Source organism: Streptomyces sp. NPDC028289 (genome assembly GCF_055565975.1).
Map to the genome: position 1 here is coordinate 1347202 of NZ_JBVHTI010000001.1, position 16316 is coordinate 1363517.

General features: G+C 72.0%; 19 protein-coding genes. 5 read left to right on the plus strand and 14 right to left on the minus strand.

Annotation, left to right across the window (positions count from 1 at the left end):
• Positions 1-27 precede the first annotated feature (27 nt).
• The 9 genes from ACZ4UV_RS05885 to ACZ4UV_RS05925 form a co-directional block, all read right to left on the minus strand.
• Positions 28-1497 (minus strand): MFS transporter, encoded by a 1470-nt coding sequence (locus ACZ4UV_RS05885; protein WP_451021736.1) that lies wholly within the window; start codon positions 1495-1497, stop codon positions 28-30.
• Positions 1498-1557: 60 nt separating this feature from the next.
• Positions 1558-2217 (minus strand): hemerythrin domain-containing protein, encoded by a 660-nt coding sequence (locus tag ACZ4UV_RS05890; RefSeq protein WP_451021737.1) that lies wholly within the window; start codon positions 2215-2217, stop codon positions 1558-1560.
• A gap of 148 nt (positions 2218-2365) precedes the next feature.
• A complete protein-coding gene (locus tag ACZ4UV_RS05895; RefSeq protein ID WP_451021738.1) occupies positions 2366-3670 on the minus strand; it encodes a cation:proton antiporter in 1305 nt (434 codons plus the stop codon).
• A gap of 249 nt (positions 3671-3919) precedes the next feature.
• Entirely contained in the window at positions 3920-4510 is a 591-nt protein-coding gene (locus ACZ4UV_RS05900) for an NADPH-dependent FMN reductase (protein ID WP_451021739.1), read from the minus strand.
• Positions 4507-4917: a nitroreductase family deazaflavin-dependent oxidoreductase gene (locus ACZ4UV_RS05905; protein ID WP_351500630.1), complete on the minus strand. Its 411-nt coding sequence runs from the start codon at positions 4915-4917 to the stop codon at positions 4507-4509. Before ACZ4UV_RS05905 ends, ACZ4UV_RS05900 begins: the two co-directional genes overlap by 4 nt.
• Positions 4918-5038: 121 nt before the next feature.
• Positions 5039-6088, minus strand: a complete 1050-nt coding sequence (locus ACZ4UV_RS05910; RefSeq protein ID WP_467835959.1) for an ester cyclase — start codon at positions 6086-6088, stop codon at positions 5039-5041.
• The gene (locus ACZ4UV_RS05915) at positions 6085-6456 is read right to left on the minus strand and encodes a dehydrogenase (RefSeq protein WP_256215980.1); all 372 of its coding nucleotides are present in this window, start codon (positions 6454-6456) and stop codon (positions 6085-6087) included. Before ACZ4UV_RS05915 ends, ACZ4UV_RS05910 begins: the two co-directional genes overlap by 4 nt.
• Positions 6457-6829: 373 nt before the next feature.
• A complete protein-coding gene (locus ACZ4UV_RS05920; RefSeq protein WP_451017012.1) occupies positions 6830-7057 on the minus strand; it encodes a MerR family transcriptional regulator in 228 nt (75 codons plus the stop codon).
• Positions 7054-7683 (minus strand): OvmZ protein, encoded by a 630-nt coding sequence (locus ACZ4UV_RS05925; protein ID WP_451017011.1) that lies wholly within the window; start codon positions 7681-7683, stop codon positions 7054-7056. The genes ACZ4UV_RS05920 and ACZ4UV_RS05925 overlap by 4 nt, the downstream gene beginning before the upstream one ends.
• 399 nt (positions 7684-8082) lie before the next feature.
• Here ACZ4UV_RS05925 and ACZ4UV_RS05930 point away from each other — a divergent pair, with 399 nt between their 5' ends.
• Positions 8083-8667 carry a TetR family transcriptional regulator gene (locus ACZ4UV_RS05930; RefSeq protein ID WP_390039889.1) on the plus strand — a complete coding sequence of 195 codons (585 nt, stop codon included), beginning with the start codon at positions 8083-8085 and terminating at the stop codon, positions 8665-8667.
• An 11-nt stretch (positions 8668-8678) separates the two neighbouring features.
• Here ACZ4UV_RS05930 and ACZ4UV_RS05935 read toward each other — a convergent pair whose 3' ends face one another.
• Both ACZ4UV_RS05935 and ACZ4UV_RS05940 read right to left on the minus strand, forming a co-directional pair.
• Positions 8679-9287, minus strand: a complete 609-nt coding sequence (locus ACZ4UV_RS05935) for a ScbR family autoregulator-binding transcription factor (protein WP_351502834.1) — start codon at positions 9285-9287, stop codon at positions 8679-8681.
• Positions 9288-9444: 157 nt separating this feature from the next.
• A complete protein-coding gene (locus ACZ4UV_RS05940; RefSeq protein WP_467835962.1) occupies positions 9445-10254 on the minus strand; it encodes a response regulator transcription factor in 810 nt (269 codons plus the stop codon).
• A 465-nt stretch (positions 10255-10719) separates the two neighbouring features.
• On the opposite strand from ACZ4UV_RS05940, the gene ACZ4UV_RS05945 reads away from it, so the two are divergent.
• The 4 genes from ACZ4UV_RS05945 to ACZ4UV_RS05960 all read left to right on the plus strand — a co-directional run bounded on the left by ACZ4UV_RS05945 (position 10720) and on the right by ACZ4UV_RS05960 (position 14242).
• Positions 10720-11676 carry a ScbA/BarX family gamma-butyrolactone biosynthesis protein gene (locus ACZ4UV_RS05945; RefSeq protein ID WP_451017009.1) on the plus strand — a complete coding sequence of 319 codons (957 nt, stop codon included), beginning with the start codon at positions 10720-10722 and terminating at the stop codon, positions 11674-11676.
• A 27-nt stretch (positions 11677-11703) separates the two neighbouring features.
• Positions 11704-12633: an NAD-dependent epimerase/dehydratase family protein gene (locus ACZ4UV_RS05950; RefSeq protein ID WP_451017008.1), complete on the plus strand. Its 930-nt coding sequence runs from the start codon at positions 11704-11706 to the stop codon at positions 12631-12633.
• A 232-nt stretch (positions 12634-12865) separates the two neighbouring features.
• The gene (locus ACZ4UV_RS05955) at positions 12866-13837 is read left to right on the plus strand and encodes a D-2-hydroxyacid dehydrogenase family protein (RefSeq protein WP_467835964.1); all 972 of its coding nucleotides are present in this window, start codon (positions 12866-12868) and stop codon (positions 13835-13837) included.
• 120 nt (positions 13838-13957) lie between these two features.
• Positions 13958-14242, plus strand: a complete 285-nt coding sequence (locus ACZ4UV_RS05960) for a chaplin (RefSeq protein ID WP_390039878.1) — start codon at positions 13958-13960, stop codon at positions 14240-14242.
• Positions 14243-14306: 64 nt separating this feature from the next.
• Here the strand turns inward: ACZ4UV_RS05960 and ACZ4UV_RS05965 are convergent, their stop codons facing one another.
• The 3 genes from ACZ4UV_RS05965 to ACZ4UV_RS05975 all read right to left on the minus strand — a co-directional run bounded on the left by ACZ4UV_RS05965 (position 14307) and on the right by ACZ4UV_RS05975 (position 16292).
• The gene (locus ACZ4UV_RS05965) at positions 14307-15173 is read right to left on the minus strand and encodes a tyrosinase family protein (RefSeq protein WP_390039876.1); all 867 of its coding nucleotides are present in this window, start codon (positions 15171-15173) and stop codon (positions 14307-14309) included.
• A complete protein-coding gene (locus ACZ4UV_RS05970; RefSeq protein ID WP_451017007.1) occupies positions 15157-15651 on the minus strand; it encodes a tyrosinase cofactor in 495 nt (164 codons plus the stop codon). Before ACZ4UV_RS05970 ends, ACZ4UV_RS05965 begins: the two co-directional genes overlap by 17 nt.
• Positions 15652-15776: 125 nt before the next feature.
• Complete coding sequence (locus tag ACZ4UV_RS05975; RefSeq protein ID WP_451017006.1) at positions 15777-16292, minus strand: hypothetical protein; 516 nt, start codon at positions 16290-16292, stop codon at positions 15777-15779.
• Between the last annotated feature and the right edge of the window lie 24 nt (positions 16293-16316).

The following is a 16316-nucleotide window of genomic DNA, read 5'->3' on the forward strand; positions in this document are numbered from 1 at the left end:
CAGTCAGGGCGGGGCCGCCGGGGTCGGTCACAGGGCGACGGGCGGGTGCTCGGCGTCCTGCTGCTGGGGGCGGGTGCCCGGGAGAGTGGCCAGGGCCACGATCAGGGCCAGCAGGTAGAAGGCGCCGCCGAGCAGGAACCCGTACGAGTAGCCGGTGGTGAGGGCGTGCGGGACGCTGCCCGGCAGCTCGTGGTCGGTGATGGCGGTGGCCGCCGCGGCGAGGGCCGCCAGGCCGATGGCGCCGCCGATCTGCTGGGCGGTGTTGACCAGACCGGAGGCCGCGCCGGTGGCCTGCGGGGCGACCCCGCGGACGCTGACGATGGTGACGGCCACGAAGACCATGCCGAGGCCGAGACCGGCGACCAGCTGGGCCGGCAGCAGCGCGGCCCACGGGGTCTGGCCGGGCTCGATGAAGCTGAACCAGACCATGCCGGCGGTGCCGATCACCAGACCGAGGGCGATCACGTTGCGCTCGGGCAGCTTGGCGAGCAGCTGCGGGCCGACGCCGCCGGCCGCGATGCCCATGCCGAGGGCGAAGGGCAGGTAGGCGACGCCGGTGACCATCGGGGCGTAGCCCTTGACGAGCTGCATGTAGAGGGTCAGGAAGTAGAAGGTGGCGAGCATGCCCGCGCCGACCAGGAACATGATCAGGTTGGCGCCGACGCGGCTCCTGTCGGCGAGCACCCCGCGCGGGATCATCGGCGCCTTGCTCGCGCGCTGGATCAGGACGAAGGCGAGGATCAGGACGAGCGCGGCGCCCAGGCCGATCAGGGTGACGCCGTCGCCGAAGCCCTTGTCGCCGGCGCGGTTGATGGCGTAGACGAGCGAACCGAAGCCCAGGGTGGCGGTGAGCGCGCCGGGCACGTCGACCTTGCCGCGCTCGCGCTCGCCCTCGACGAGGACGCCGGTGCCGAACAGGACGGCCAGGGCGATCGGGATGTTCACGAACATCACCCAGCGCCAGCTCAGGTACTCGGTGAGCGCGCCGCCGAGCAGCAGGCCGACGACCGAACCGAGGCCGCCCATCGCGCCGTAGACACCGAGCGCCTTGTTGCGGGCGGGGCCGGCCGGGAAGGTGGTGGCCAGCAGGGACAGGGCGGTGGGGGCGGCGATGGCGGCGCCCGCGCCCTGGATCACCCGGGCGGCGATGAGCAGTTCACCGCTCTGGGCGAGGCCGCCGAGCAGTGAGGCGGCGGTGAACAGGACCAGTCCGGTGCGGAAGACCCGGCGGCGGCCGAAGAGGTCACCGGCGCGGCCGCCGGCCAGCAGCAGACCGCCGAAGGCCAGGGCGTAGGCGGTGACGATCCAGCCGAGGCCGGACTCGCTGAGCCCGAGGGCGCTCTGCATGCTGGGCAGGGCGACGGCGACGATCGTGTTGTCGAGGACGAGCATGAGCTGGGCCGCGGCGATCACGAGTAACGCCAGTCCGAGTTTGCCGTCCTGCTGCGGCGGGGCCGCGGCCTTGGGGACGGCCTGAGTGCGGTCTTGCAGCGACATGGGATGTCTCCGTGTCTGTCTCAGGGTTGGGGGGTGTCGAGCGGAACCCTCGGGGTCCGGTCAGCGGGTGGTGGTGGCGGTCTTCGGGGTCCAGATGGCGAGGTCCTCGTAGGCCTTGCGCCAGTCGTTCTCGTAGGCGTTGCGCAACGGCTCGGGCATCTTGCCGAGGATGTGGGCGACCTTCGCGGCGTCGATGTCGTCGAGCATCCAGGGCAGGTAGCGGGCGGAGTCGTCGCCGATCCGGGTGCGCTGCTCGGCGGAGAAGTCCTGCCACTGCCCCTGGGAGAGCGTGATGTCCATGAGCTGCAGGGCGTCCCGCTCCTCGTGGTCGAGGTGGCCGCCGAGCCGGGTGTAGAGGGTGTCGGTCAGGCCGGTCAGGCGCTCCAGGCCGGAGTCGCGGTCGGCGAGGGCGGCGTCGATGTCGGCGAGCAGCGGGTCGATGACCCCGTGCTCGGCCTCCATGTCGGCGAGCAGGGCCAGTTCGGCGTCCTTGCCCACCAGCGCGGCCTCCATGACCGGCCAGATCTTCACGTCCTCGGAGGTGTGGTGGACGGTCAGGAACTTCTTGAACAGCTCCCAGCCGACCGCGGTGCTCAGTACGTGCCGGGGGTCCTCGTCGACCCGCGCGGTGATCCGGGCGATCCGCTCCAGCTCACGGCGGAGCGCGTCGTGGATCGCGAACATCATCGTCATGTCGAGGTTCTTGAAGTCCTGGCTCATCGTTCTCTCCCTCACTGCTGCGTCGTACTGCGAGAGTATCGTCAACCTGCTTATCTATCAAGCTTCCAACTAGCAACCTTCCAACCATCAGGGCTTGAACTGTTCGCCGGTCGGCGGCTGACCCCGCTGTCACGCCCGTAGGCGCAGGTCAGCGGGTTCTCGCGATCTCCAGGGCGGGCTCGTCCTGTCCGATTCCGGCCGTCTCCCGTCCGAGCTCCTCGTCGATCCCCTTGCGGATCCGGGCCAGCGCCGGGGTGGTCATGGCCGTGGTGAGCAGCGCCATCAGCACGAGGACGGTGAACAGCTCCGGCCCGATGACACCCAGCCCGAGCCCGATGTTGAGCACGATCAGCTCGGTCAGGCCACGGCAGTTCATCAGCGCGCCCAGCGACATGGAGTCCCGCCAGTCGCGGCCGGAGAGGCGTGCCGCGAGCGTGCCGCCGCCCCACTTGCCGACCACGGCGACGGCGAGCACGGCCCCCGCCCACAGCCACTGGGTACCGCTGCCGCCCAGCAGCCCCACGTCGGTCTTCAGCCCGGTGCTGACGAAGAACAGCGGCAGCAGCACCGGCACGGCGAAGGCCCGCATCCGCGCCGCGGTGACCTCGATCCGCCGGCTGCCGCGCGGGGTGACCACCCCGAACAGGAACGCGCCGAACAGCGCGTGCACCCCGATCCGGTCGGTGGCGAACGCGGCCACGCTCAGCCCGCTGAACAGCACGACCAGCACGACACCGTCGGCGTACCGGCGCTCCGCCCGCGCGGCCCACCTGGCCAGCAGCGGCCGTACGACGAGGAACATCACGGCGGTGAAGACGAGCGCGTACCCGGCGGTGGTCAGGGCCTCCATGGGCGAGTTGCTCTTCGTCACCGCCACCACCGCTGCCAGCAGGCACCAGGCGCTGACGTCGTCCACGGCCGCGCTGGCCATGGCGAGCGCGCCGACCCGGGTCCGGTACAGGCCCCGGTCGGTCAGGATCCGGGCCAGCACCGGGAACGCGGTGATGCTCATCGACACCGCGATGAACAGCACGAACGGCAGCCTCTCGGTGCCGGGCGGCGCGAAGTCGCCGTACATGCCGAGGGCCAGCAGCGTGCCGAGCAGCAGCGGCAGCGCGATCCCGGCCTGGGAGACGGCGACGGCCGTTCTGCTGTTGCCGCGCAGGGATTTGAGGTCGAGTTCGAGTCCGACGAGGAACATGAAGACGAGCAGGCCGAAGTTCCCGAGCACGCCGATGTACGGCAGCGCCGACTGCGGGAACAGCCACGCCTGGGCACCGGGCCAGAGCCAGCCCAGCAGGGACGGGCCGAACAGGATGCCGACGAGTATCTCGCCGACGACGGGGGGTTGCCCAAGCCGTTTGAGCAACTGGGCACCGGCCCTGCAGGCGAGGATCACCACGGGCACGGCGACGAGAAGAGGGGTGAGCGGATCGGGGGCGGCGGCAGCCATCGCGTTCTCCTAATACAGAGGGGATCAGGTGACGCGCCCCGTCAGGGGCGCTGGGGGCACCCCCGGCCGAAGGCTGGGGGAGGAACTGCGCGGCCAGCCACGACGGCGCCGCAGCCGCCCGACAACCGCGCCCGGCACGGGGATGCGCAGAAGGTGCCGCGATCCGTGGTGGACCGGCCACGGGTCCGATGTGGCTCGTCGCGCAGTTCCCCGCGCCCCTGAAGGGGCGCGTTGTCGGCGCCGGAACTTTCAAGTCCCGTAGGGACGGGCGGCCTTGGCGTCGCGCAGCGCCGTCGCCCACCACGTGAGCTGGTCCAGCATCAGCTTGGCCGCGGCCTCGGCCCCGTCGGCATCGGCCGCGAAGCGGCCCTCCGCGTCGTAGTGCTCCAGCACCCGCGGGAACGTCACGACGTCCTTCATCCCCACGCAGTGGAACTCGGCGAAGATCTGCCGCAGATGCTCGATCGCCCGCACTCCGCCGGCCATGCCGAGGCCGTAGCCGACGAACCCGACCGGCTTGGCCTCCCACTCGCTCTGGAAGCTGTCGATGAGGGTCTTCAGCGGACCGGGAACGCTCCGGTTGTACTCCGGTACGACGACCACGTACGCCTCCGCCCCGGCCAGCCGGGGCCGCAGCGCCGCCGCCCGCGGGTCGGCCTCGTCGAGGCTCGCCGGCAGCAGGTGCTCGGCGACGTCGACGACGTCCAGGACCAGGTCGTCGCGGTGGGCGGCGACCCGCGCGAACCAGCCCGCGACGTCCGGGGCGAGCCGCCCGTCGCGGGCGGAGCCGACCAGCAGCGCCGCCCGGACCGGCCGGGTGACCAGGCCGACGGCGGTCACGACCGGGCCACCCGCAGCCGCGCCGGTTCCTCGACCGGTGTCAGCGCGAGGAACTCGGTGGCCTCGACCCGGGAGAGGATCCGCCGGGTCAGGGCGGGCATCTTCGTCGTACCGTCGTCGGTGAAGACCACCGGCCCGGTGACCCGGATCCGGCGGCCGCGCGTGGTGATCTCGCAACCGCCCGCCGCGAGTACGTTCTTGACCCAGTCGGAGCCGGGCCCGTACGGCAGTGTGATGACGATGTCCGCGCCGCGCCGGAACAGCTTGACGGGCGTGGCGAACTCACGCCCCGACTTACGGCCGCGGTGGTGCACCTTCCCGAAACCGGGCAGCCGGCTGAACAGCGGCCCGACGAAATGGTTGGCGAACCGCCGGTTGAAGCGGGCGACTTTCCTGTCGATCGGCATGTCTCAAGTCCCTTGCTCCGTCGAGCCCTTGGCGTCTTGTGGGGTGTGCTGGGGTAGGGCGGCGGACGGCGCCCGGCCCCCGCCGCCGTCAGCGGGGGCCGGGCGCGGCCGGGGCGGCGGATCAGGCCGCGGGCTTGCCCGCACCCGGACCGCCGGCCGGACCGCCGGCCGGACCGCCGGCCGGGGTCAGCGGGCCGGCCGGCCTGCCGCCGGACTTGAGGAAGCGCTCCAGGGAGAAGTTGTCGACGATGCCCCAGCGCTCGGCGATCCGGTCGCCCTCGAAGCGGAACCAGATGATCGCCTGGTGCTGCACCTGCAGCCCGGTCGGCTGGATGCCGATGAACGGGCCGGTGTGCCGGCCGTGCATGACCCAGCGGATGGCGGCCTTGTCGCCCATCGATATGAAGTCGAGGATCTCGTACTTGATGTCGCTGAACGCGGACTGCTGGATCCGGATGGTGTGCTTGAACGCCTCCGGGCCGCGCATGGAGTCGTCGTGGCTGCCGTGGTTGCGGAAGTCGGCGGTGAGGTAGCGGTCGGCGGCCGACAGGTCGCCGAGGTCCAGGCCCTCGTGGAAGACCTTCTCGATCAGTACCTTCTGCTGGTCCGCGGTGAGTGCGGTCGGCATGGGTGTGTTCTCCTCTGCTGAAGTGGCTGCCGAAGTGGCTGCCGAAGCGGGCTGGTTTCCCCGGGTGTCGAGGGTCTGTCGGTCGACCTGGGTCACTCCCCTGGGCACGGCGCCGGTGGTCCACACGATCCGCAGCCGCAGCCGGTCGAACCGCCAGCCGTCGGGGGTGCGCCGGGCCGTGCCGGTGAAGCGGCCGCCGAGCTGGAAGTACTGGGTGGGGTCCGGCGGCAGCGGCGAGCCGTGGTGCACGTGGGAGGCGATCAGGCTCCAGCTCAGCTCGGCCCGGTCGCCGTCGACGTCGACCTGGGTCTCCGAGCCGTGGTGGTGGGTGCGGCCCCAGCGCGCCATGATCTCGGTGGTGAAGCCGGACACCCCGGCGAGGCCCTGGTGGCTGCCGACCGGGAACGTCATCTCGATGTCCTCGGTGAACAGGGACCTCGCCCAGGTCTCGTCGAAGCCGCCCTCGTCGAGGCCGGCCAGATAGCGCCCGGCCAGGTCCCGCAGGCTCAGCACGTCGGTGAGCCGGGCGACCTCGGCCGTCATGACACCCGGCGCGCTTCGGTCCGGGCGTCCGTCGCGTAGATCACGACGTCGTCGGGACCGTGCACGACGGCCTTGCCCTCGCCGGTGAGCGCGTCGCCGTCGTGCCGCGCGGTGATGTCGATCTGGATGTACGCGGCCCGGTGGCCGTTGGGGCTGATCTGGGTGACGTCGAGGTTGAAGTCCTCGCGCAGGGAGAACTCCAGCGAGTCGTCGCCGGTGACGGTCCAGGCGCCGGTGCCGGTGCTCTTGCGCGTGGTGACCGAGAGCGAGCCGTCCGGGGCGAAGGCGACGGTGTACTCGTCCACCTCGCCGTCGTGCGTGACCGTACCCGTCCATTGACCGACGGGTGTCCAGGTGGAAACAGGCATCGACCACACTTCCTCAAGTCGGGGCGGAAGGAAAACAAAAAATCCGCGCCCCGGTCGGGGCACGGATTTCGCGAAGAATGCCACGGGCTCAAATGCAGAAGCCCGGGAGAAGCGCCACCGCCGTCAGGGCATGGGGGCGCCGAAAAGAGTGTGACACCTCTGTTCGGTTGCGTCAACTTCCCTTTAAATGAAGCGAGTTGACAATCAATCGGGTAACCGAAGAAGCCCCCGCGGCAGGGGGGATGGGCCGCGGGGGCTGCTTCGTACCGGATCCCCGCACGGATCCGGTTTTCTTGCGGGGTGGTGGTCGGTGAATTCCGTGCGGCGGCGCGGAGCTACTCGAATTCGCTGCGGTTGCCGGGGCTCGTACCGCCTATTCGGTCTCGCTCCGGCGCGCCAGTGCGAAGAGTTCGTCGAGGTCGTACTCGGCTCGCCGGGGGCCGCCGTGGCGGGTGAGTTTGCCGCGGCTGGCCCATTTGCGGATGGTCGCCGGGGTGACGCCCATCGCCAGGGCCGCCAGCTCCGTCGGGACCGTGCGCGGCTTCGCCGTTCCGGTCGCCGTCCCGCTCGCCGGCCCGGCCGGACGGTTCGGCTCCGTCATGTCGTCACCGCCTCCCGGGCCCGGTTCGCGACCAGCAGCCACTGGCGCGGCGGCAGTGCGTGGCCGGCGTCGCAGGCGACCTGCTCCGGCACCCGGTCGCCGCCCTCCGCCGGCAGGACGCCGTAGAGCGTCCCGGCGCACTCCGGCCGGGTGCACGCGCCGAGGGCGAACCGGCGCACCGGGCCCGGGCCGAGCAGGTGGCGGAAGTCGGCGAGGAGTTCGGCGAGTTCCTCGTCGAGGTCGGCGCCCGCCGGGTGCCCCGCGAACCAGGGCAGCTGCCCGCGCAGGAACCCGACCAGCGCGGCCACCCCGCGGCCCGCGGGCCGGGCGCCGGTGCGCTCGTCCACGACGAGCCGCGCCCACAGCGCCATGACCTCGGCCGTCCGGGCCCGCAGGGCCAGCGTCCGTTCGTCGAGCACGATGCCGACGGTGGCGCGGCTGCCGCTCACCCGCTCGCGCAGCACCCGCGCCCCGGGCACCAGTGCCTGGTCGCTCTCCCGGTACAGGTCGAGCAGGGTGCGCAGTCCGCCGTCGATCCGGTCCTGGCAGCGGACGCAGATCCGGCCGCAGCGCCTGCGGCAGTCGCGGCTGACGTGGTCGTCCGTGAGTCGCTCCGGCTCTTCCATTCGGATCCCCCGAATCCTCGGTCCGTGTGGAACTGCATCCAGTCTCAGGGGGGCCGGCGGCCGGTTCAACGCCCGGCGGTTCAGGCTTCCCACAATCCTCCGCAGCTCTGTCAGCGGAGTGTCAAACCTGTGTCAAGTGGCCGGATTTGAGCCCTTTTACAAACAGACCTGTCTGATTGACGCTCCATCAGGGTCTTCGTCCGTCGCGCATGTTTCCGGACAACCACCCTCACAGCCAGGGACGTTGGGGTTCTGTGCAGATCGTGCGGAGGTGATCCGACACCGGGGTCCTCCCATGAAACAGGCATGGTTGTATGATTCTTACCACCATTGGCACCGGTGCCCGCAGGTAGTGCATGTACCGGGCACACTGTTGGCAGGGAAGGCGGGTACGACCTGATGCAGGCGCGATCCGAGCACACGCGTCAGGCTCTCGTCCATGCCACCGCCGAGCTCATCGCGGACGGTCGGCTGTCCGACGCGGGACTGGTCAACATCTGCCGCCGGGCCGGGGTCAGCCGGGGGGCGCTCTACCACCACTTCTCCTCCACCACCGCGCTGACCGCGGCCGTGTACGAGGAGGCGAGAGCGCGGGTGGAGGCGCTGACCGAGGAGGCCTTCGCGGGGCCGGCGGCGGACGCGCCCAAACGCTTTCTGTTCGCGCTCGGCGAGGCCATGCGCACCGAGAAGGTCGTCCGGGCGGGCATGCAGCTGGCCGCGGACGGCTCGGCCGGACCGCCCAGGCTCCGCGACGACCTGCTCGCCGCGGTCCACGAGCGGGTCGCGGAGGCGCAGAAGGAGTCGGAGGAGCCGGCCGAGGACCTCGCCGACCTGGCGGTGGTGATGGCCGCGGGCATCGAGACCCTCGGGCACACCGACCCGGGCTGGTGGGACGGTGAGATCACCCAGCGCCTGTGGCGGCTGCTGCGCCCGCTGTTCGACCGGGACCGGCCGCCGGGCCGGGGCGGCGAGCGCAGGATCTGAGAGCGGGCCGCTCACTCCTCGGGCGGCGTCGTGCGCAGCCGCCCGACCAGGCCCGGCGTGGCGAGGCCGGGCAGCAGGAACTTCCACAGGACGCTGGTGCGTTCGGGCAGGTCCGCGCGGCCGGTGTAGGCCTGGGACATGATCTGCAGACCGGTGAAGGAGCCGACGATCAGCGCGGTCACCTCGCGCACGTCCACCCCCGGCAGGATCTCGTCCCGCTTCTCGGCCTCCTGGAGCAGCGTCAGAATGGTGTCCATGGACTGCTCGTAGGTGGTCTGCGGCGGGCAGTCGAACGACGTCTGTTCCGTCGTCAGCCGTACGCTCGCGCGCAGCACCGCGTCGTGCTGCAGGCGCCGGGCGAACTCCAGGGTCAGGTCGATCACCGACTGCAGCCTGACCGGCCGTTCGGGCACTTCCAGGGCCTCGGCGTGGGCCTGCACCAGGGCCAGCGCGATGGCTTCCTTGGAGGGGAAGTGGTGGTAGAGGGACCCCCGGGTGAGGCCGGTGCGGGCCAGGATCTCGTTGGTGCTGGCGGCGTCGTAGCCGCGCTCGTCGAAGACCTGGGCCGCCGCCTCCAGGATCGACCGCCGTGATCGCTTGCCGCGTTCCTGCTGAGCCATGCCAGATCCTTACGCTCTCCCACTGAATTCAACAGACTGGTCTGTATTGTAAGCCGCACCGGCGGCCCACGGTCAGTACCGCGGCGGGAGTTGTCAGAAAGCGGTTCCGCGACCGTGCGCCGGAACCGGGCGTGACCTCGGAGAACGCGAGAGGGCCTCAGGGACTGCCGATCCGGAAACCGACCCCGCGGACGGTGACGATCCAGGCACTGGAGCCCAGTTTGCCGCGCAGAGTGCCCACGTGGGTGTCGACCGTGCGGCCGCGCGGCGACCACGCGTCGTCCCACACCTGGGCCATGATCTGGCGGCGCGGGATCACCGTGCCGGGCTGCGAGGCGAGCAGGTGGAGGAGGTCGAACTCCTTGCGCGTCAGGTCGAGGGGCCGGCCGTCGAGGGTGGCCGTGCGGGCGCCCGGGTCGATGCGCAGCGGCCCGTGGGCGACGACCCGGCCGGCGGCCGGGTCGTCGGCCGGCTGGACCCGCACCCGGCGCAGCACCGCCTCCATCCGGGCCAGCAACTCCCGGAAGCCGTAGGGCTTGACGAGATAGTCGTCCGAACCCGCCTGCAGGCAGAGCACGCAGTCGAGCTCCGAGCCGCGCGCGGTGACGGCGATGATCGGCAGGTCGCTGACGGCCCGGATGCCCCGGCACACCTCGAGGCCGTCGAGGTCGGGCAGGTCGAGGTCGAGCAGCACCAGGTCGGCCTCGCGGTGGCCGCGCAGCGCCTGGGCGCCGGTGGTCGCGCCGTGGGTCGCGTAGCCGTGCCGGGCCAGCCCCTGCAGGAGGGGGTCGGCGGCCCGTGGGTCGTTCTCGACGACCAGGACGTTCAGCGCTCCCGCCCGCGGCGCGCCGTACACGGGAGCCGGGCGGGCCGGGTGTCCGGCCGGGTGACCGACCGGGACGAGCGGGCCGTGCGAGCGGTGGCGCCGCGGCGACGGCGCCACGAGGTCCGCGTACTGGCGGTTCATCTGCTCCCCCTGAGGCACATCCACGTCATCTCGGACTGCGGGTTCACGACCAGACCGTACCAAACAGACTTGTCTGATTGTCAACCGCCCAGGCCGTCGGGCGCGGCGCCCGAACCGGCTTTCACCATCCCTACCGTGAGCTGCGATTTCGTCGGAATACCGGACAAGTGGGGGGTGGGACTCCGTTAAGTCGCCCCATGAAAAGACTTGACCAAGGGTCGACCACTCCCGATGAACCATACAACCTTGTACGTTTCATGGTTGCAATACCGACATAACGGTCGGTTGACATCGATGGCAGACTCCGAAGCCCTCCCGACTCGCCCAAGAAATCGCCTCGCCCCTTGCAGAACCGGACCGACCTGTCTGTATCTTGTGGTGCAGAACGTCGGCCACGGGGGGTGACAGCCGACGTACGGCTTGTTGCCCCCTCCTTCCCGTCACACCGACACAGGAGCGCCGCACATGCCGCACCTCACCGACCGGGCCATCGCCCCGAAGCCGCTGCTTCCCGGACTGACCACCACTGTGCCGCGTGAGTACGTCCACCGCGCAGCGGTCTCCGAAGTCCTGCTCACCGGCTGGGAGCGCGACGAGTCCCCGCACGGCGAAGGCTTCGACGGCTTCGTCGTCCGGGCCCAATGGCCGCGCAGCCACGCGCTGTTCGCCCCCGACGGCGGATACCAGGACCCGATGCTGCTGATCGAGTCGATCCGCCAGATCGGCTCCCTGCTCGCCCACGCCGAGTTCGACGTGCCGTTCGGCCACCAGTTCCTCATGTCTGACATGTCCGTGACCGCCGAGCCCGACCTGCTCGTCACGGACGCGGTCCCCACCGACGTCGAGATGCACGCGGTCTGCCGGGACGTCGTCCGCCGCGCGGGCCGGCTGCGGGAGATGCGCTACGACGTCACCGTGGTCCGGGAGAACGGGGCCCGCGCCACCGCCTCGGCCGCGTTCCGCTGCATGAGCCCGGAGATCTACCGGCGCATGCGCGGAGAGCGCCCCACCACCACCGACCGCACCCCGCCGCCGGCCCTCGACCCGGCCGCCGTGGGCCACGCCACCGCCCGGCACGTCGTCCTGTGCGAACCCCGGCCCGGCACGTACGGCAGATGGGAACTGCGGGTCGACACCGCGCACCCGACCTACTTCGACCACCCGGTCGACCACATACCCGGCATGTTCCTCCTGGAGGCCGCCCGGCAGGCCGCGCACGCCCGCACCGGGGCACCCTGTGCCCTGCTGCTCGGCATGCGCAGCGAGTTCACGCGGTACGCCGAACTGGACGCGCCCTGCTGGATCACGGCCGACCCCGAACCGTACGGCGGCTCCGGCGACCTGCTGGTGCGGGTGCTCGGCAGCCAGCGCCAGGAGACGGTCTTCACCGCCGAACTCGTCCTGCGGCCCCGTGTCCGCTGACCCCGACCGCTCCCCGGGAGAGTCCCCGTGCCCATCCTTCTCATCACCGGCGCGTCCGGGTTCGTCGGGACCCATGTGACGCGCGAGGCACAGCGCCGGCGGGCCGACCTCAGGCTCATGAGCCACCGCCGGTCCCTGCCGCGGACCTGCTCCGGGGCACGGACCGTGCACGCCGACCTCACCGACCCCGGCTCGCTGCGCGGGGTGTGCGACGGGGTCGACGTACTCCTGCACTGCGCGGCGCAGATCGGCGGCAGCGCCGCGGCCAACGAGGCGGTCAACGCGCGTGGCACGGCGGCGCTGGTCGCCGAGGCGCGGCGGGCAGGAGTGCGCCGGATCGTCCAGCTCAGCACGGCCTCGGTGTACGGCCGCGGCACCTTCCGCGGTCACCGCCCCGAGGAGCTCACCCGCAATCCGGGCTCCGTCACCTCCCGCACCCGCGCGGCGGCGGAGGACGCGGTCCTCGCGGCCGGCGGTGTGGTGCTCCGGCCCCATCTGGTCTTCGGAGAGGGGGACTTGTGGGTCGGTCCGACCCTGGCACGGCTGCTGCGGGCCCTGCCGGGAGTGGTGGCCGGCTGGCTGTCGCGGGCGTCGGTCATCGGTGCGCCGGACCTGGCCCGGCTACTGGTCGCGACCGCGCTGGTGCCGGACGGGGTCCTGACCTCGCGGGTGTACCACGCCGCGGATCCGGCGCCGGTCACCGTGGGCAGTGCGTTGCGGGCGGTCGCCGACTGTGCGGGGATCGACTGGCCGCGTGACAACCTCACCGTCGAGGGGGCCAAGGCGATCCTCGCGGCCAAGGGGGTCGCGCCGGGCACGCTCGACATCCTCACGACGGACCACTTCTTCGCGGCCGACGCCCTCTGGTCGGATCTCGGTCAGTGCCCGGGGGGAGGGTTCGCCACGTGGTTCGGCCGGGCCGAGCCGTGGTACCGCTCGATCCTTGCGCCGAACTGACGTTCCGCCCGGCACCCGCTGTGCCCGGTACCGGGTCCGGTGGCCCCACCCACCGGACCCCATTGCCATCGCCGCCCTGTTGAGGGGCGGCCTTTTGTTCGTGCGGTGGTGTGTTGTGCGCCAAAGGGGTTGCGCGGTTGCGTTGTCGGGCGGCTGCGGGTGCGTCTGGGCGGATCGCGCAGTTCCCCGCGCCCCCAACGGGGCGCCTTGGAGTGGCCGGTAGTGTGAAGTAATGCGTCTTCGTTGTGCTCTACTCGACGACTTTCAAGGGGTGTGCGGGGAGTTCGGGGACTGGGCCTCGCTCGCCGATCGGGTCGAGGTGGTCTCGTTGCGGGAGCATCTCGGGGGCGAGGACGAACTCGTCGCCGCTCTCGTCGACTTCGACATCGTCGTCACCCTGCGCGAGCGGGTCGCCTTTCCCGGGTCGTTGCTCGGGCGGCTGCCCCGGCTCCGGCTCCTGATCGCCTCCGGGATGCGCAACAGCGTCATCGACTACGCGGCCGCCGAGGCGCACGGGGTCACGGTGTGCGGTACGGAGAGTTCCTCGACGCCGCCGGTCGAGCTGACCTGGGCGCTGCTGCTGGGGCTGGCCCGCGGGGTGGTCCAGGAGAGCACGGCGTTGCGGTCCGGCGGGCCCTGGCAGTCCACCGTCGGCGCCGACCTGCACGGGCGCCGGCTCGGGCTGCTCGGGCTCGGGAAGATCGGGAGCAAGGTCGCGCAGGTCGGGCTCGCCTTCGGGATGCGGGTCGGTGCCTGGAGTCAGAACCTCACCGAGGAGCGCGCCGAGGAGGTCGGCGTCGACCTCGCGCCGAGCAAGGAGGACCTACTCTCCACCAGCGACTTCGTCTCGGTGCACCTGGCGCTCGGCGACCGTACCCGAGGGCTGCTCGGCGCCGCCGAACTCGCCCTCCTCAAGCCCACCGCCTACCTCGTCAACACCTCCCGCGCGGCCATCGTGGACCAGGACGCGCTGCTCGCCGCGCTGCACGAGGGCCGGATCGCGGGCGCCGGTGTCGACGTCTTCGACACCGAGCCGCTGCCCGCCGGGCACCCGATGCGCACCGCGCCCCGGCTGCTGGCCACCCCGCACCTCGGCTACGTCTCCTACGCCAACTACACGACGTACTACGGCCAGGCCGTGGAGAACATCCGGGCCTACCTGGCGGGAGCCCCGGTACGGCGGCTGCCTCAGGGGGTGTCCTGACCCCGGCCCTTGGAGTGATCGTCCGGTGATCGGCGTGACCAGCCGCAGGTAGGGGCGTTGAACGGGGAGCGGCGGCTGGTCCTGCCGCCGCACTCCCCGAGCAACAAGAAGGAGAACGTGATGTCTCGCATCGCGAAGGCCGCCGTCGTAGCCCTCGGTACCGGCGCTGTGGTGATCGGCGGGGCCGGCCTGGCCCTGGCCGACGCGGGTGCCAACGCCGAGGCCGTCAGCTCGCCCGGCGTGCTGTCCGGCAACGTCGTCGAGGTTCCGGTCAACATCCCGGTGAACCTGTGCGGCGACACCGTCGACGTCATCGGTCTGCTGAACCCGGCGTTCGCCGGCACCTGCACCACCGAGGGGCACCTCAAGAGCGGCGACAGCAAGAACGGCGGCTACGGCTCCTGAGCCACCGCCTGCCAAGGAGCCCCGGCGCCCGGCGCGCCGGGGCTCCTGCCGTGTCCGGGGCTCCTCAGGCGTACCGGTAGATCCGGCTCACGTCCTCCAGCGACTCGGGGGTGACGTCCCACGGCGGCAGCTTCCCGCCCCGGGCGACGACCCGGTCGCGCTGCGGGTCGCCGGGGCCCGGCGGCTTCGCCGGCAGGTAGTGCTGCCCGCGGTGCCGGGCCTGCCACCGCTCCCACTGGAGGTCGAGGAAGGCGTGGTGGAACCAGAAGACGGGGTCGTTGACGGAGGCGCCGCCGAGCATCGCCCCGCCGACCCAGCGGTGCACCCGGTTGTGGTTGTGCCAGGACGCCTTGCCGCTGCCGGTTCCCCAGCCCTCCAGCCGGTTGCGGAACCCCCGGGCGGCCGTCGAGTCCCACGGCGGGACGTCGTAGGCGGGGTCGGCAAGTGCCCGGTCGAGTTCGGCCCCGGTGGGCAGGTCGATCGGGTCGCGGGCCCGGCCCAGGTCCCGGGCGAGGAACTCGCCGTCGGTGATGCCCTCCGTGATGGTCCAGTGCCCGGCCGCGTAGGCGAACGGCCCGGTCATCACCTGCTGGTCCCGGGCCCGGCCGTTGCCGCCGAGCAGGTCCTTCGTCCACGGCACCCCGGACGCCGAACGGTCCCTCGTCCAGTCCCAGTACGGCACCGTCACCGACCCGTCCACCCGGCGCAGGGCCTGCTCCAGGTCGAGCAGGAAGCGGCGGTGCCAGGGCAGGAAGGAGGGCGCCATATGGGCGGCGCGCAGTCCGTCCTCGCCGTCGGGGGTGTAGTACTCGATGTGCGTCCGCACGAACTCGTCGTACTCGCCCCGCCGCTTGACCTCCAGGAACGCCTTCACGAGCCGCCCCCGCTCGGCGGCCGTCAGGCTGCCGGCGTCCTTACGCACGTACGCCATGGTCTCCCCCCATGTGCAGGTGTCCCCCGCCCGTCGGGCCCGGCGCCGGATCGCGCAGCCGCTGCCCCGGGCCCATCTCGTCCACGGCCGCCCGGGTCGCCGCCAGCGGGGTCGGGTACGAGCTGTAGTGGTCGACCATGCTGAGCCAGCTGCCGTCGGCCCGCCGCATCAGATGCAGCGGCCGGCCGTCCACGGTGACCTGCCATTCGCCGTCGCCGACGGCCCGCTCGGCCGCCGGTACGAGGGCGCCCCGGATACGGCGGCCCCGGTAGGTCTCGTCGAAGGAGGTGCCGGCCGGCCCGTCCGCCCGGGGCGACGGGCGGGAGGCGGCGACGACCGGGGCGAACGCCAGGGCCACCACGGAGGCGAACAGCCCCCGCGTCAGCTCGCGCCGCGTCGGTCTGCCCGCCCCGGCTCTGCCCGGCTGCCCGGCTCCCGGCTCCGCGCCCACCGCCACACCACCGACTCCGACCACCATGCTCACTCCTCGTGCGGTTCACCGACCACTGTCGGTACCGGTAACCGTCCGAGGGGCCGCCCGGTCACCGCCGCGCCGCCGCCCGGTGCGGGAACGGGCCGAAAGGACCGTACGCGCGAGGGGGGTTACTTGCCGGGGCCGGCGCCCAGGTCGCCGCCGAGGACCGTCTGCAGGACCGGGGCGAGCACCCCGACCGCGGGCATCTTCAGGTGCGGCAGGCCGTAGTGCTGGGGGTCGGGTGCGCTGAGGGGGGCGTCCAGCTCCAGGCCGGGGGTGAGGGTGCGCAGGTCGGAGGCGGGGATGTCGACACCGACGTGGTCGACGCCGGCGCCGAGGACGCGGGGGAGTGGCACGCTGAGGTCGACGCCGGGCAGCCGGCCGTTCATCGGCACCTGCGGCAGCGCCCCCTCCGGGATGAGCCGGCCCTCGACGTAGCGCGGACCCTCGGGGACGCCGGGGATCAGCAGCGGCAGCTCCATGCCGAGCTTGGGCATCTGCGTGCCGAGAGACTTCTCGACGCCGTCCAGGGGCACGGGAACGGGGACCCCGTCGGCCGCGACGGCGGGCGTGGCGGCGGCGCCCACGGCGACGGCGACGCCCGCGACGACGACGGCAAGGGTTACCCGGGTGGTCGGCTTCATGTCAGGTACGGGCCTTTCGGGATG

Excerpts from the sequence above, each read along its gene's own strand:
- ACZ4UV_RS05885 (WP_451021736.1), bottom strand. The coding sequence starts at position 1,497 with ATGTCGCTGCAAGACCGCACTCAGGCCGTCCCCAAGGCCGCGGCCCCG.
- ACZ4UV_RS05970 (WP_451017007.1), bottom strand. The coding sequence starts at position 15,651 with ATGGTGGTCGGAGTCGGTGGTGTGGCGGTGGGCGCGGAGCCGGGAGCC.
- ACZ4UV_RS05925 (WP_451017011.1), bottom strand. The coding sequence starts at position 7,683 with ATGGAAGAGCCGGAGCGACTCACGGACGACCACGTCAGCCGCGACTGC.
- ACZ4UV_RS05960 (WP_390039878.1), top strand. The coding sequence starts at position 13,958 with ATGTCTCGCATCGCGAAGGCCGCCGTCGTAGCCCTCGGTACCGGCGCT.
- ACZ4UV_RS05930 (WP_390039889.1), top strand. The coding sequence starts at position 8,083 with ATGCAGGCGCGATCCGAGCACACGCGTCAGGCTCTCGTCCATGCCACC.
- ACZ4UV_RS05965 (WP_390039876.1), bottom strand. The coding sequence starts at position 15,173 with ATGGCGTACGTGCGTAAGGACGCCGGCAGCCTGACGGCCGCCGAGCGG.
- ACZ4UV_RS05915 (WP_256215980.1), bottom strand. The coding sequence starts at position 6,456 with ATGCCTGTTTCCACCTGGACACCCGTCGGTCAATGGACGGGTACGGTC.
- ACZ4UV_RS05890 (WP_451021737.1), bottom strand. The coding sequence starts at position 2,217 with ATGAGCCAGGACTTCAAGAACCTCGACATGACGATGATGTTCGCGATC.
- ACZ4UV_RS05905 (WP_351500630.1), bottom strand. The coding sequence starts at position 4,917 with ATGCCGATCGACAGGAAAGTCGCCCGCTTCAACCGGCGGTTCGCCAAC.
- ACZ4UV_RS05920 (WP_451017012.1), bottom strand. The coding sequence starts at position 7,057 with ATGACGGAGCCGAACCGTCCGGCCGGGCCGGCGAGCGGGACGGCGACC.
- ACZ4UV_RS05910 (WP_467835959.1), bottom strand. The coding sequence starts at position 6,088 with ATGACGGCCGAGGTCGCCCGGCTCACCGACGTGCTGAGCCTGCGGGAC.
- ACZ4UV_RS05895 (WP_451021738.1), bottom strand. The coding sequence starts at position 3,670 with ATGGCTGCCGCCGCCCCCGATCCGCTCACCCCTCTTCTCGTCGCCGTG.
- ACZ4UV_RS05935 (WP_351502834.1), bottom strand. The coding sequence starts at position 9,287 with ATGGCTCAGCAGGAACGCGGCAAGCGATCACGGCGGTCGATCCTGGAG.
- ACZ4UV_RS05975 (WP_451017006.1), bottom strand. The coding sequence starts at position 16,292 with ATGAAGCCGACCACCCGGGTAACCCTTGCCGTCGTCGTCGCGGGCGTC.
- ACZ4UV_RS05940 (WP_467835962.1), bottom strand. The coding sequence starts at position 10,254 with ATGAACCGCCAGTACGCGGACCTCGTGGCGCCGTCGCCGCGGCGCCAC.
- ACZ4UV_RS05955 (WP_467835964.1), top strand. The coding sequence starts at position 12,866 with ATGCGTCTTCGTTGTGCTCTACTCGACGACTTTCAAGGGGTGTGCGGG.
- ACZ4UV_RS05945 (WP_451017009.1), top strand. The coding sequence starts at position 10,720 with ATGCCGCACCTCACCGACCGGGCCATCGCCCCGAAGCCGCTGCTTCCC.